This window comes from Niallia sp. M35, assembly GCF_050971705.1.
Classification (GTDB): Bacteria; Bacillota; Bacilli; order Bacillales; family Cytobacillaceae; genus Niallia; species Niallia circulans_A.
Genome location: NZ_JBPCEP010000014.1, coordinates 79,951 through 94,298, shown reverse-complemented (window position 1 = coordinate 94,298; position 14,348 = coordinate 79,951). Strand labels below are relative to the sequence as shown.

Annotated in this window: 12 protein-coding genes; 10 read left to right on the top strand and 2 right to left on the bottom strand. The window is 35.0% G+C overall.

The window, feature by feature from the left end:
- The 6 genes from NiCM35_RS19505 to spoIVB all read left to right on the top strand — a co-directional run bounded on the left by NiCM35_RS19505 (position 1) and on the right by spoIVB (position 8,015).
- On the top strand, positions 1-894 hold the full coding sequence (locus NiCM35_RS19505) for a polyprenyl synthetase family protein (protein ID WP_095332859.1): 894 nt from the start codon (positions 1-3) through the stop codon (positions 892-894).
- 438 nt (positions 895-1,332) lie between these two features.
- Positions 1,333-3,225: a 1-deoxy-D-xylulose-5-phosphate synthase gene (gene dxs / locus NiCM35_RS19500; RefSeq protein ID WP_095332861.1), complete on the top strand. Its 1,893-nt coding sequence runs from the start codon at positions 1,333-1,335 to the stop codon at positions 3,223-3,225.
- A 7-nt stretch (positions 3,226-3,232) separates the two neighbouring features.
- Complete coding sequence (locus NiCM35_RS19495) at positions 3,233-4,063, top strand: TlyA family RNA methyltransferase (RefSeq protein WP_095332863.1); 831 nt, start codon at positions 3,233-3,235, stop codon at positions 4,061-4,063.
- Between the two features lie 294 nt (positions 4,064-4,357).
- On the top strand, positions 4,358-4,807 hold the full coding sequence (gene ahrC, locus NiCM35_RS19490; protein ID WP_047941121.1) for a transcriptional regulator AhrC/ArgR: 450 nt from the start codon (positions 4,358-4,360) through the stop codon (positions 4,805-4,807).
- Between the two features lie 16 nt (positions 4,808-4,823).
- Entirely contained in the window at positions 4,824-6,512 is a 1,689-nt protein-coding gene (gene recN, locus NiCM35_RS19485; RefSeq protein WP_123257905.1) for a DNA repair protein RecN, read from the top strand.
- Positions 6,513-6,722: 210 nt separating this feature from the next.
- A complete protein-coding gene (gene spoIVB, locus NiCM35_RS19480; protein ID WP_095332867.1) occupies positions 6,723-8,015 on the top strand; it encodes a SpoIVB peptidase in 1,293 nt (430 codons plus the stop codon).
- A 63-nt stretch (positions 8,016-8,078) separates the two neighbouring features.
- On the opposite strand, the gene NiCM35_RS19475 is transcribed toward spoIVB, so the two are convergent.
- Positions 8,079-8,993, bottom strand: coding sequence for a 1,4-dihydroxy-2-naphthoate polyprenyltransferase (locus tag NiCM35_RS19475; protein ID WP_095332869.1), 915 nt, complete (start codon positions 8,991-8,993; stop codon positions 8,079-8,081).
- 475 nt (positions 8,994-9,468) lie between these two features.
- Between NiCM35_RS19475 and spo0A the strand changes: the two genes are divergently transcribed.
- Positions 9,469-10,251: a sporulation transcription factor Spo0A gene (gene spo0A / locus NiCM35_RS19470; protein WP_047941117.1), complete on the top strand. Its 783-nt coding sequence runs from the start codon at positions 9,469-9,471 to the stop codon at positions 10,249-10,251.
- A gap of 245 nt (positions 10,252-10,496) precedes the next feature.
- Here spo0A and NiCM35_RS19465 read toward each other — a convergent pair whose 3' ends face one another.
- Positions 10,497-10,967, bottom strand: a complete 471-nt coding sequence (locus NiCM35_RS19465) for a hypothetical protein (RefSeq protein WP_433780602.1) — start codon at positions 10,965-10,967, stop codon at positions 10,497-10,499.
- Between the two features lie 465 nt (positions 10,968-11,432).
- On the opposite strand from NiCM35_RS19465, the gene NiCM35_RS19460 reads away from it, so the two are divergent.
- The 3 genes from NiCM35_RS19460 (at position 11,433) to NiCM35_RS19450 (ending at position 14,339) form a co-directional block, all read left to right on the top strand.
- Positions 11,433-11,633: a cold-shock protein gene (locus NiCM35_RS19460; RefSeq protein ID WP_047941113.1), complete on the top strand. Its 201-nt coding sequence runs from the start codon at positions 11,433-11,435 to the stop codon at positions 11,631-11,633.
- A 116-nt stretch (positions 11,634-11,749) separates the two neighbouring features.
- The gene (locus NiCM35_RS19455) at positions 11,750-12,472 is read left to right on the top strand and encodes a glycerophosphodiester phosphodiesterase (RefSeq protein ID WP_433780600.1); all 723 of its coding nucleotides are present in this window, start codon (positions 11,750-11,752) and stop codon (positions 12,470-12,472) included.
- A gap of 253 nt (positions 12,473-12,725) precedes the next feature.
- A complete protein-coding gene (locus NiCM35_RS19450) occupies positions 12,726-14,339 on the top strand; it encodes an AAA-type ATPase lid domain-containing protein (RefSeq protein ID WP_433780598.1) in 1,614 nt (537 codons plus the stop codon).
- Positions 14,340-14,348 lie beyond the last annotated feature (9 nt).

Sequence of the window (14,348 nt, the reverse complement as noted above, 5' to 3'; positions counted from 1 at the left end):
TTGAATAAAATTTCTTTGTCAGCATTTACAAAAGACTATAAAGAAGTACTAGAAAAAGAATTAAAGAAAAATGTCGAGAAGCTTAATGCTCCTTCCAGTTTAAAAGATTCCATGCTCTATTCCTTAAATGCAGGGGGGAAGAGAATCCGACCACTGCTTTTATTTGCTACCCTCAAAGCATTTGGAAGAGATCCACTTGAAGGTTTGCTGCCAGCGACTGCCATTGAAATGATTCATACTTATTCTTTGATTCATGATGATTTACCAAGTATGGATGATGATGACTTGCGGAGAGGCTTACCGACGAATCATAAAGTTTACGGAGAAGCGACTGCTATTTTAGCAGGTGATGCACTTCTTACATATAGTTTTCAAATCATGACATATATGACAAACCAGAATATCCCATCCGATAAGATTCTTGCTAGTATTGGCTTTTTAGCAAAAGCAGCTGGAGCAGAAGGGATGGTAGGTGGACAAGTTGCTGATATTGAAGGGGAAAGCAAGACGTTAAATCAAAGTGATCTTGAACATATACATCTACATAAAACAGGAAAGCTATTAGAAGTAAGTATCATAATTGGCGCGTTATTAGCAGATGCTACTAGCACGGAATTGGAAACATTAAAACGTTTTGCTTATCATCTAGGCTTAGCCTTCCAAATTAGAGACGATATTCTCGATTTAGAAGGGGATGAAGAAGTGATTGGAAAGCCAATTGGCAGCGATACGGATAACCATAAAAGCACCTATCCGAAAATATTAACAATGGATGGAGCAAAAAAAGAATTAGAGCTGCATATTAAACAGGCTAAAGACCTTCTTTCCGGTTTGAATTTTGATCGTTTCCTATTAGAAGAAATTACAGATTTAATTGGCTATAGAAATAATTAAAATATCCTTACTAAACGGTTTAAAAGCTTTTTATAGATGGTATATAATAAAACTAAGCGAAATATATATTAGGAAATATTATTTAGAATAACGAATAACACATATTAGGGTGTCTCAATATTTGACATTGCTAATGCTTTTTCAAAAGATAAATTTGTAAAAAGCACTAGTGATGTTCCGCTTTGAGGCATCCTTCTTTTAAGCGCGAAAGTACTCTGTTTGCTAACTATGTAGAATTACTACTATTATCAGTGAAGAAATGGTATAATACATATTTAATAATACGAATAAATTAGGTTTTTTGATAAAAATAAGGTATTCTAATATATAATACGATCTTGATAAATGAAATGGTTAAACGGAAGGAAGATATACCAATTAGTCAGTATTTTTCATCGCTTTATTGGTTATATACTGAATGAAAGTGAGTTGTTACAAATGGATTTAATGTCTATAGAAAATCCAGCTTTTTTAAAAGGATTATCGAACGAGGAACTGAATAGCCTTAGTGAAGATATCCGTCACTTTTTAATTAATAGACTTTCTCAAACTGGCGGCCATATTGGTCCGAACTTAGGAGTGGTGGAATTAACCATTGCTCTTCATAAATGTTTTGATAGTCCAAAAGATAAATTTCTTTGGGATGTAGGTCATCAATCTTATGTTCACAAAATATTAACTGGCCGCGCAAAGGATTTTGATACGCTTAGACAATATAAAGGCTTAAGCGGTTTTCCAAAAATGAATGAAAGTGAGCATGACGTATGGGAAACAGGTCATAGCTCTACTTCCTTATCTGCTGCAATGGGAATGGCTGTTGCAAGAGATTTAAAAAAGGAAGATTCCTATATCATTCCTATTATTGGGGATGGAGCTTTAACAGGCGGGATGGCTCTTGAAGCACTAAATCATATTGGCGACGAAAAGAAAAACATTATTGTTATCTTAAATGATAATGAAATGTCGATTGCTCCAAATGTTGGCGCTCTTCACCAAGTATTAGGAAGATTAAGAACTGCTGGGAAGTATCAATGGGTAAAAGATGAACTAGAAATGCTCTTAAAGAAAATTCCTGCCGTAGGTGGCAAGATGGCCGCAACTGCTGAAAGAATTAAAGATAGTCTTAAATATTTGTTAGTTTCTGGTGTGTTTTTTGAAGAGTTAGGTTTTACGTATTTAGGCCCAGTTGATGGTCATGATTATGACGACTTATTTGAACAGCTAAACTATGCAAAGAAAACATCTGGTCCTGTTTTACTGCATGTCATTACGAAAAAAGGTAAAGGGTTTTCTCCGGCCGAAAAAGATAAAATCGGTACATGGCATGGAACAGGTCCTTATAAGATAGAAACAGGAGATTTTGTAAAACCTGCTATCACTGCACCGGCATGGAGTAAACTAGTGAGTGATACGGTGTTAAAATTGGCAAGACAAGACGATCGAATCGTTGCTGTTACTCCTGCCATGCCCGTTGGCTCAAAATTGGAATCATTTGCAAAAGAATTTCCTAGTCGAATGCTTGATGTTGGGATAGCGGAACAGCATGCTGTAACATTAGCAGCTGGACTTGCCACACAAAAAATGAAGCCGTTTTTAGCTATTTATTCGACGTTTTTACAAAGAGCTTATGATCAGATGCTTCATGATGTTTGCCGTCAGAAATTAAATGTCTTTATTGGCATCGATCGTGCTGGCTTAGTAGGAGCAGATGGGGAAACCCATCAAGGTATTTATGATATTGCGTTTTTACGTCATATGCCAAACTTAGTTTTAATGATGCCTAAAGATGAAAATGAAGGGCAGCACATGGTAAATACGGCAATACAGTACAATGATGGCCCAATTGCAATGAGATTTCCAAGGGGAAATGGCATAGGTGTGGAGCTCGATTCTACATTAAAGACGATTCCAATTGGTACATGGGAAGTATTAAGAGAAGGATCTGATGCAGCAATTCTTACATTTGGCACAACGATTGAAATGGCAATGGAAGCAGCCAACCAGCTTGAATTACAAGGGATTCATGTTAAAGTGGTAAATGCGAGATTCATTAAGCCTTTAGACGAAAAAATGCTTTCTGACTTATTGAAAAAGCAAATACCAATTTTAACGATTGAAGAAGCTATACTGCAAGGCGGATTTGGAAGTTATTGTATCGAATATGCCCATGACCATGGTTTTGGAGCAAATGTAATAGATCGCATGGGAATTCCAGATGAATTTATTGAGCATGGAGACGTAAATTCATTATTAGAAGAAATAAATTTAACAAAAGAGGAAGTTGTAAAAAGAATTTCAGCCATTGCTAGAAAAAAACAAAAGAGGGCTTAGAGCATTCATGAAGAAAGAAAGAATTGATGTATTATTAGTTGAGCAAGGTTTATTCGAAACAAGGGAAAAGGCAAAAAGAGCTGTAATGGCTGGAATAGTCTACTGTGAAGAGAATAGACTAGATAAACCCGGTGAAAAAATAAATGCAGATTCTAAGTTATCTGTTAAAGGAAAGACGCTTCAATATGTGTCAAGAGGTGGCTTAAAGCTTGAAAAGGCACTTAAAATATTTGATGTTGATATGAAAGATAAAGTCTTACTTGATATTGGCTCCTCTACTGGAGGATTTACGGATTGTGCCCTGCAAAATGGTGCGAAACAATCTTATGCATTGGATGTAGGCTATAATCAATTAGCATGGAAGCTTAGACAAGATGAACGTGTGATTGTCATGGAAAGAACCAACTTTCGTTATGTAACTCCTGTCGATTTAAAAGGCGAGATGCCGAATATTGCTTCGATTGATGTTTCTTTTATTTCTCTGAAGCTAATTTTACCAGTCCTAAAGACATTATTAGTTTCCGGCAGTGATGTTATTGCTTTAGTGAAGCCACAATTTGAAGCTGGAAGAGAACAAGTTGGGAAAAAAGGAATTGTCAGAGACCGTAAAGTTCATGAATCTGTTTTAGAAAAAATTATTGATTTCTCTATAAAAGAAGGATATATCGTTAAAAACCTCTCATTTTCACCAATTACCGGCGGAGATGGTAATATTGAATTTTTACTTCACCTCTATTGGGATGAATGTGCAGAGGAAAAAACGCATTATTATCAAATAAAAGAGACGGTAGAAGCGGCACATTCCGAATTGAAAGCAAAAAAAGAAACGGAAGAATAAGCTATGTAAAAAGGGTTTGACTGCAGCAAGAGAACTATTAGTGCGTGGGATGCTAATAGAAAGGTTCTCCATGCAGGCTGACCCTTTTTTGGCTTGTCTAGCATGAATAAAGATAGAGCGGAAATGTATTTTGTTTTCTTTGTTCTTGTAAAAAGACGAACAAACACGGTAAAATAGATAAAAGGAAGCTTGTCTAAAAAAATCGAATGAACGTATGATAAGGAACAAATACTTTTAATAAAAAGTGATACATAAGGAAATAAAAATGATAACCAATGATAAAGGATGGAATATATGAATAAGGGCCAGAGGCATATAAAAATAAGAGAAATCATTACAAATAATGATATTGAAACACAAGATGAATTAGTAGATGAACTGAAAAGTGCTGGATATAATGTAACACAAGCTACTGTATCAAGAGATATTAAAGAGCTGCATTTAGTGAAAGTGCCACTTCAGGATGGCAGATATAAATATAGCTTACCAGCTGATCAGCGCTTTAATCCATTACAAAAATTAAAAAGAATGTTAATGGATTCCTTTGTGAAAATCGATTCAGCTGAAAATTTGCTTGTTCTAAAATCGTTGCCAGGTAATGCACAAGCGATTGGAGCATTAATTGATAATCTTGATTGGGATGAAATATTGGGGACGATTTGTGGAGATGATACCTGTCTAATTATTTGTCGCACTGCAGATGATGGCAAGAAAATTAGTGATCGTTTTCTTGATATGCTTTAATTTGGGGGGACATTAATTGCTAAGTGAATTATCGATTAAAAATTTTGCAATCATTGAAAGTCTATCCATATCCTTTAAAAAGGGGCTGACTGTATTAACTGGTGAAACGGGCGCAGGAAAGTCTATCATTATTGATGCAATCAATTTATTAGTTGGCGGCCGCGGTTCGGCGGAATTTGTTCGGCATGGAGAAGAAAAAGCAGAAATAGAAGGGCTATTTTATATAGAAGACGGTCATCCCTGTTTTCAAAAAATGAATGAGTTTGGTATCGATATAGATGAGGGTGCTATTGTATTAAGAAGAGATATTGCTTTATCTGGTAAGAGTGTCTGCCGAATAAATGGCAAGCTTATCACAATCGCCGTATTAAGAGAAATAGGTTCCACTTTAATTGATATTCACGGTCAGCATGAACATCAAGAATTAATGGATGAAACAAAGCATTTACAGTTGCTGGATACTTTTGCAATGGGAGAATTAGCTCCTGTTTTAGAAGAATATGAAGAAATTTATCGATCTTATACACAAACTCAAAAGAAACTTATGAATTTAACAGAAAATGAACAGCAAATGGCCCAACGACTTGATTTACTACAGTTTCAGTTCAATGAAATTGAAGGTGCTCATTTGAAAATCAACGAAGATGATGAACTGTTAGAAGAAAGAAAGAAATTAAGCAATTTCGAGAAAATTTATGATAGCATACAAACAGGTTATACTGCCCTAAGAGGAGAACAAAAGGGGCTGGACTGGCTTGGCGAGGTTATGGGAAATATGGAGGAAGCTGCAAGCTTAGACACCGAATATAAGGAAATGGCTGAATCTGTCTCCAATAGCTATTATATTTTAGAGGATATTGCAAGACAGATGAGAAGCGCTTTAGATTACCTGGAATATGATCCCGAAAGGCTTAATGAGATTGAAACAAGACTGAATGAAATCAATACCTTAAAACGTAAATATGGAAAAACAGTAGCAGAGATTTTAGAGTATGCTGCGAAAATCGAGGAAGAATTAGAAACATTACAAAACAAAGAAACGCATATCGATTTGTTGGAAAGGGAGTTAGCCTCTCTTAAGAAAGATCTTTTAGTGGAAGCAAAGGAATTGACTGCCTTAAGAAAGAGAGCGGCTCTTCGTCTCACAGATAGTATTCATCAAGAATTAAAAGAACTCTACATGGAAAAGACTGTTTTTGAAGTAAGAATTCATGCAGATGAGAATAATGTTACGAAAAAAGGGATAGACGAAGTGGAATTTTACATTTCTACAAATCCTGGAGAACCATTAAAACCACTATCCAAAATTGTGTCCGGTGGAGAGCTTTCTAGAATGATGCTAGCTTTAAAAAGCATTTTCTCTAAGCATCAAGGAGTGACATCCATCATATTTGATGAGGTTGATACCGGTGTGAGTGGAAGAGTAGCACAAGCAATCGCTGAGAAAATCCACCATGTGTCGGTTGATTCTCAAGTGCTCTGTATTTCCCATCTGCCGCAGGTGGCAGCAATGGCAGATACCCATCTATTTATCGCTAAAAAAATTGAAGATGGCCGCACATCTACGTCTGTAACACCATTAGTGCAGCAAGATAAGGTAAAAGAGATAGGACGAATGATTTCAGGAGCGGAAATTACGGAATTAACAAAAAAACATGCAAAAGAACTGTTAAAATTAGCGCAAAAAGCTAAGAATAAAATATAGACACGTAAAACCTCTGTATATGTGCAGAGGTTTATTTTATTCTTATGAAGAGTTGTCTATTTAATGGTGCATGGGAAACTAATTGCAAAGATTATCCATTATGGGTAGGTATTTAAAATTTTTAACAGTTATAAATGATGCTGTTACAGGCAAACTTATAAATGTAGCCGGAGAAGTAGTGGTGAAAAGAAGCGAGGAGAGTGAAGTGAATTGAAAAGTGATATCCTTAGAAAAATAATTGGTGGGATTCTCCTTGTTTCATTAATATCTTTAGTATGTAATCAATCATTTCAAGAATATCTTCATATCCCAAAAAGCATTACATTGTTTGAAGGACAATCAATGGAGATCAACAATAGTGAGGCGATTTCTGTGACAGCAAATGTAGCAGACGAAGATTCGGTTGTTGCATTAAGTCAAGAAAAAGGGAAATTTTCTTTGCAAGGAAAAGTTAGTGGGAAAGATGAGATGATGCTTGAACTTGCAGGTATTCCAATAAAAAAAGTGGATGTGAATGTTCTTAAAGACTTTAAAGTAATTCCCGGTGGTCAGTCCATTGGGGTGAAACTAAATACTGTTGGCGTACTGGTGGTAGGGCACCATCAGGTTAATACAGAAGAAGGAAAGCAATCACCTGGTGAAAAGGCTGGAATAAAAGTTGGCGATATGATAGTCGAAATAAATGGTATGAAAATAGAAAAAATGGCAGATGTAGCACCTTTTGTTCAAAAAGCAGGCGAAGGAAACAAACCTTTAGATTTAGTTGTAAAAAGAGAGAAAGAGGAGTTTAAAACCAAGTTGATGCCCCTAAAAGAAAAAGGGGATAACACATATAAATTAGGGCTTTATATAAGGGATTCAGCAGCTGGGATTGGAACAATGACTTTCTATCACCCAGACTCCATGAAATATGGAGCGTTAGGACATGTAATCTCAGATATGGATACAAAAAAACCAATCGTTGTGGATGATGGAGAAGTACTAAGATCAACTGTAACAAGTATTGAAAAAGGAAGTAATGGAAATCCTGGTGAAAAATTAGCAAGATTTTCAGAAGATAAAGAAATAATCGGGGATATTAAAACAAATAGTCCTTTTGGAATATTTGGTGTATTAAATAAACAAATTAAAAATGGCATAATGGATAAGCCAATGCCAATAACGTTATCAGACCAAGTAAAAGAAGGGCCAGCGCAAATCTTAACGGTTGTAGATAATGATCAGGTGAAGCTATTTGATATAGAAGTAGTAAGCTCTGTCCCTCAAAAGTATCCTGCGACAAAAGGATTAGTCATCAAAGTGACAGATAAAGAATTATTAAGCAAAACAGGCGGTATTGTACAAGGAATGAGCGGAAGTCCAATTATTCAAGATGGCAAGGTCATCGGAGCTGTAACCCATGTATTTGTAAATGATCCGACAAGCGGATATGGGGTTCACATTGAATGGATGTTAAATGAGGCAGGAATCGATATTTATGAAAAAGAGCAAAAAGCATCATAAAAAATAAAATGTCTCATGTAAAAGGATGAATCGACAATCCTTTTACATGAGACATTACTACTACTACGCATTTTGCATAATGAAATCTAACAAATAACCAACCGTGATAAATAATCCAAACATGGTATTTGTTAAACCAGTGTTTTTCATGGCAATCGGTGTTTGGCTTCGATCTCCTTTAAAACCCCTAATGGCATCTAATGGCTTTTTGAAACTAAGCAGTACGATTAATAGCCAAGGACTAAAGAAGCCGAGAGCAACGAAAATAATAATCCAGAGGTATGATAAGATAAATAATGCCGCAAGTAGGTTAACCGCTTTGTTAAAGCCGATAAGAATAGCAATCGTCTTTCTGCCACCTAATGTATCCTCTTCAATATCCCTAATATTATTCGATAAATTAATCGCACCAATTAGAATAGCGATTGGAACAGAAATAAGGATGCTCTCCTCGCTAATGTGACCTGCTTGGATAAAGAAAGAGATAAGGATGAAGATACATCCCATACATATGCCAGAAAAAACTTCTCCAAAAGGTGTATAAGCTATTGGAAGCGGACCTCCTGTATATAAATAGCCAATCGCCATGCCGAGAATGCCGACTAATGCAATCCACCAAGAAGTATTAGAACAAATATAAATACCTAAAAGTAGTGCAATTATATATAGGCTGATTGCCATATTTAAAACTAATTTTGGCTTCATCCCATGATGAACAATTGCTCCGCCTATTCCTACTGAATCTGCAGTATCAATTCCTCTTACATAATCATAGTACTCATTAAATAAGTTGGTTGCGATTTGAATAATCAAACAAGCAAACATCATGGCAAAAAATAAACCCCATTTTGTTGAGGCATGAGGGAAAGATAATACCGTACCAATGGAAACTGGTACAAAAGAAGCTGTTAACGTATGCGGTCTCGTTAGCTTCCATAGTATTTTATAAGTGTTGTTTTCCTTAGTGACGTTCTCCATAAAAAAATCCTTTCTATACTTTGGGAAAATGAAAACACAAATACTTAATAAATTTGTGCAAGCTTTATCTGTTTTATACAGATAAATGTAAAAACAAAAAAACTAGACGTTTTTGTGTCCAACTTTAATAATACCGCATAAAGTTGTATCCCAACAAGAAAATATTCATAAAAAAGTCATAATTTTTTCTTCCAAATAAAGAAGTGTTTGGGTATATGGAAGATAAGTCACTTGATTGCTTTTTCTATTGCCAAGTGTTGTGTATAATAAAGTCGTAAAGATTTTTCGACAAAAATATGAAGGATATCGAAATCAGTCGAAAACATGAGAAAATGAGAGAAATAATGGGGTTTTTCCTATTTTTTAAGTTTTTTTTATAAAATCAAAGGATTTTTGGTTGCTTTGTCGAAAATGTCATTTAGAATAAAAATATAGATAAAATTAGAGACATTTGGATTGAGGGAGGAAACAATCGTTGAAGAAAATAAAAGTATGCATTGTGGATGACAATCGTGAACTGGTAGGATTATTGGAAGAGTATATAGATGCTCAGGACGACATGGAAGTAATTGGTGTTGCCCATAACGGCCAGGAGTGTCTAGAGCTAGTAGAGCAGCTAGAACCAGACGTGATGGTGCTAGACATTATCATGCCTCATTTAGATGGTTTAGCCGTATTAGAAAGAATGCGCCAAATGAATAAACCTATGCCTAACGTGATTATGTTAACTGCCTTTGGTCAAGAAGATGTTACAAAAAAAGCGGTTGAATTAGGTGCCTCTTATTTTATTTTAAAACCGTTTGATATGGAGTATTTAGCAAGCCATATTCGTCAAGTAAGTGGCAAAACAACCGGATTTGTCAGAAAATCTTCTTCTTCTTTCAAAACACAAGAACCAAAAACGAAGAATTTGGACGCAAGCATTACAAGTATTATTCACGAGATTGGTGTTCCTGCCCATATTAAAGGATACCTCTATTTACGCGAAGCCATTTCCATGGTTTATAATGATATCGAATTATTAGGATCCATTACAAAAGTATTGTATCCAGATATCGCGAAGAAATTTAATACAACAGCAAGCCGTGTCGAGCGGGCAATCCGTCATGCTATTGAAGTGGCGTGGAGCAGAGGCAACATCGACTCCATCTCATCCTTGTTCGGCTACACTGTCAGCATGTCCAAAGCAAAACCAACTAACTCAGAATTTATTGCGATTGTGGCAGATAAGCTGAGATTGGAGCATAAGGCTTCCTGAGAGGGTTAGGGCTGTTGGTAGGAGAGGGTTTTAGAGAAACGGTAAAACCCACCAATATGTAAAAGATAAACTTTCTCTTTGGATTTAAACCAATAAATTTTTACCAACAAACCCAATAAATCAAATGATTTATTGGGTTTGTTTTTGTTGAGTATAAGTAAGAAAATAAAAGGACCTAAAAAGTTGAAAAACAACCTTTTTGTGTCCTAGGGGGGAGTGACTCTTTAAACAGATTTATTACTCTATTAAAGTGATTCAGCACTTTTTTTCATGAATCGATAACTATCTTTATGTTTGAAATCATTCTCGCTATAATTTAAGCTATTACAAGCAAAAAATAAATTCTCTAGCCAGTCTAAATCCTTTTGTTTGCATGCTGAAATACACTCTTGTTCTAAAGGGGTAGCTATTGCTTTTCCGAGTTCACGAAAAAGCTCAATTGCTTCAAGAGAACCTGGCCAATTTCTATCTTGTAATAATCTTGCTAATTTAGGTAAAGCTTTTTTATTGTTTGGATATCCTATTTTTTTAATAACCCTAACACTATTTTCCCAGCACTCTTTCCCGTATTTAGGGATAATCATATCGGCTTTATCTGGAGGCAAATTAATTAGAAAGTCAATTGCTATCTCTTGATTTTCTTTAGGTAATAGCCAGTTTAAATTATATACATAATATAAAATTTCAGCATCCTCTATTTCGTCAATCCTAGACATAATGGTACCTCTCTGTTACTTAATTGGATTATGTTTTAATATAACAGCCTAGTCTATTTTAGCCATTCTTGCTTTAGATTAATGTTACCATGTATTCGAGAGGGATTAGGGATTTCCTATAAAATTTTTTCAAGAAGGGAAGCAAATAGGAACAAAAAGCAATGGGGACAACAAAATACTAAAAAGCAAGAAAATGAAGCGCTTTAAATAGCTAGAATAAAAAACACGCCCATATAGTTATATTCCCGCGATTATTTAACTGATTAATCCAAAATAAGGAATTTATTTTAAAAAATTGAAAAATAATCGTTCAAAGATTTGCTTTCTGCAGATTAACCTGTTACTATTAAGGAGACTTATTTTTGTTCTTTAGAAAATAGTTGAGAAATACATATTTCTTTATTTTTTACTACGAGCAAGGATAGTAATACATTTGTGCATAAAGCACATAGGAGGAAACAAGAAATGGCTACAGGTAAAGTAAAATGGTTTAACGCAGAAAAAGGTTTTGGATTCATCGAAACAGAAGAAGGACAAGATGTATTCGTACATTTCAGCGCTATTCAAACTGAAGGTTTCAAAACTTTAGACGAAGGTCAAGAAGTAAGTTTTGACATAGAAGAAGGTCAACGCGGACCTCAAGCTGCTAACGTAGTAAAAAACTAATTTAACAAAAGTAATACAGGCTCTGACTTAGGTTAGGGCCTGTTTTTTTCATCTAACCAAAACATTATGTAAATGGCTTTATATAATGAAGTTCTACATAAGGAAGTGATTTTGTTATGACGAAAATATTTGCACACAGAGGTTTTTCGGCACATTATCCGGAGAATACAATGAAGGCTTTTATCGAGGCAGAAAAGGCAGAGGCTGATGGGATTGAAATTGATATTCAAATGTCTAAGGATGGAGAAATAGTCATCATCCATGATGAAAAGGTTGATCGAACAACGGATGCTTCAGGCTATGTGCAAGCATTCAGTTATAAGGATTTAAGATCATTTAATGCAGGACATCGATTTAAGCAGGACGAAAATGAGCCTATTCCCACATTAATCGAGTTATTTGATTGGATGCAAGATAATGACATAATCTGCAATATTGAAATGAAGAATAACAAGATTGCATATGAAGGAATGGAAGAGAAAACGATTGCGCTCATCCGCAAATATGGTTTTGAAAAAAGAATTATTTTCTCCTCCTTTAATCATTATAGTCTCGTACATACTTATCGCATCGCCCCAGAAATTGAAACAGCTCCTTTGTTGTCTGATGGAATTTATCAGCCTTGGATTTATGCCAATGCTATAAATGCTAAAGGATTTCACCCTAATTATAAACAGATAAATCCAGAGATAATAAAAACCTCAGAAGAAAATAATATTAAAGTTAGGGCATATACGGTAAATAATCCGAAAACGATGCAAGCATTAATGGATGCTGGAATATCTGCCATTATTACAGATGAGCCAATTATTGCACGAACTGTCCTGACACAATCATAAAAAATGGGTTTTCTGCTGTAATCTCTAATATAGAGAAGAGGCGGAAAACCTTTTTTTGCAAGAAAAGAATTCTTAAACAACTATTTGAATATTCCCCCTCAATAAGTTAACGTCTCAAAATATTAAAACAGACATAACCTTTCTACTTTTCAGAAATAAAAGAAAACGGGAAAAAAATTGCATAATTTTTAGGGAGTAGGTATAGTATAGATATGAAATAAATTGCACGGATAGACAGATGGGAAGTGTGCGAATGATTGATCGAATGATACAGTCAACCTCTTATACGCTTTTTGATGAAATAAAGGAAGGCATAATTATAGTAGATAATTGCGGAGTTATCTCTTATTTCAATAAAAGTGCGCAAAGTTTGATGCAGAACCAATATTCACTTCAAAAAGACCAGCATATTTTATCCGTTATCCCTAACAGTGGGATGATGAGAGTATTACATACGAAAAGAATAGAGGAGCAGAAAAAGTTTGCTATTTCTGAAACGGATTATCTTCTTATTTCCCGTTATCCATTGATAGGAAAAGATAATAGTATAATTGGTGCTGTAGCGGTATTACAAGAAGAGAGTCAAAAAAGACATTGGATAGATAAAGATAACCTTCAAATGCTGCTAACATTGCTTTTGCAAAAAAGTGCAGAAGCCTATGTTGTAGTAGATGAATTTGGTCATATTGTTATGCAAAATTCGTCATATAAAGAATTGGCTGTGCTTCTTGATCAGCAAAATAATCATCAATTAATGAAAAAAAATAGAGAAGAAGTTATTCAAACAAGAAGAGATGCAGAAATAATCATTCAGACAGGCACCTTATGTTTAACGGTAAAAAGTACACCTATTATAGTGGATGGAAAATTAAAGGGCTGTTTGCAAATTCTTCATAATGAAACAGAAACGGCTCGGTTAAAAAAGGAACTTCAACAGACAAAAGCAATTATCCGAGGATTAGAACAAAGCTTTCAGTTTGATGATTTTAAATATCAGTCTCCATCCATGAACTTTGCTATTGAACAGGCAAAGTTAGCAGCAGGGAGTAAACAGGTTATATTTATCCGCGGAGAAGAGGGAACTGGTAAGTTTATGCTTGCAAATGCCATTCATAATTGGGGTGGAAATAAGTTTCATCTATTTAGACGGATTCGTCCACAGAAGCATCGAGAACAGTTACGAGCATTTTTAAATAAAAAGAACCCTTTATCAAAAGGAACTGTATATCTTGAAAATATTACCTGTTTATCGATGGCTGAACAAACCTTGCTTTTAAAAAGATTGAAGGAATTAGAACTGGAAGAGAAGCAGCTATCATCTTTTCGCCTTATTGTTTCCTCCCCTATTAAGCTAGAAAAAGCACTAATGGCAGGGGATTTTTTAGAGGAGCTTTATGATGAATTAATGAAATCAAATATATACTTACCACCTTTAAGGGAACGTAAAGAGGATATTTATCTGCTAGCAAAACATTTTCTTATCGAGTTGAACGAAGACAGTGGAAGATGGATAACTGATATTGACCCAGAAGCACAGACGGCATTAAAAAATTATGGTTATACAAGGAATATCCTTGAATTAAAGGCAATCCTCCAGCTTTCGATGATACAAGCTAAGGAAGAAGATACCGTGCTCAAATTAGAGCATCTCGCGCCACCGCAGGTAATAAAAAAGCATCAAGCGGAATTTCAAGAGGAAGCCAATGCTGACAATCAAACATTATCTGACCTGGTAGAGAAATACGAGAAAGTTATTATCGAACAGACATTGAGAAAGCTAGATGGAAATAAAACATTAACTGCTAAAACATTGGGTCTGTCAGTCCGTAATTTATACTATAAATTGGATAAGTATCATTTAAATTAAATTTTTTAG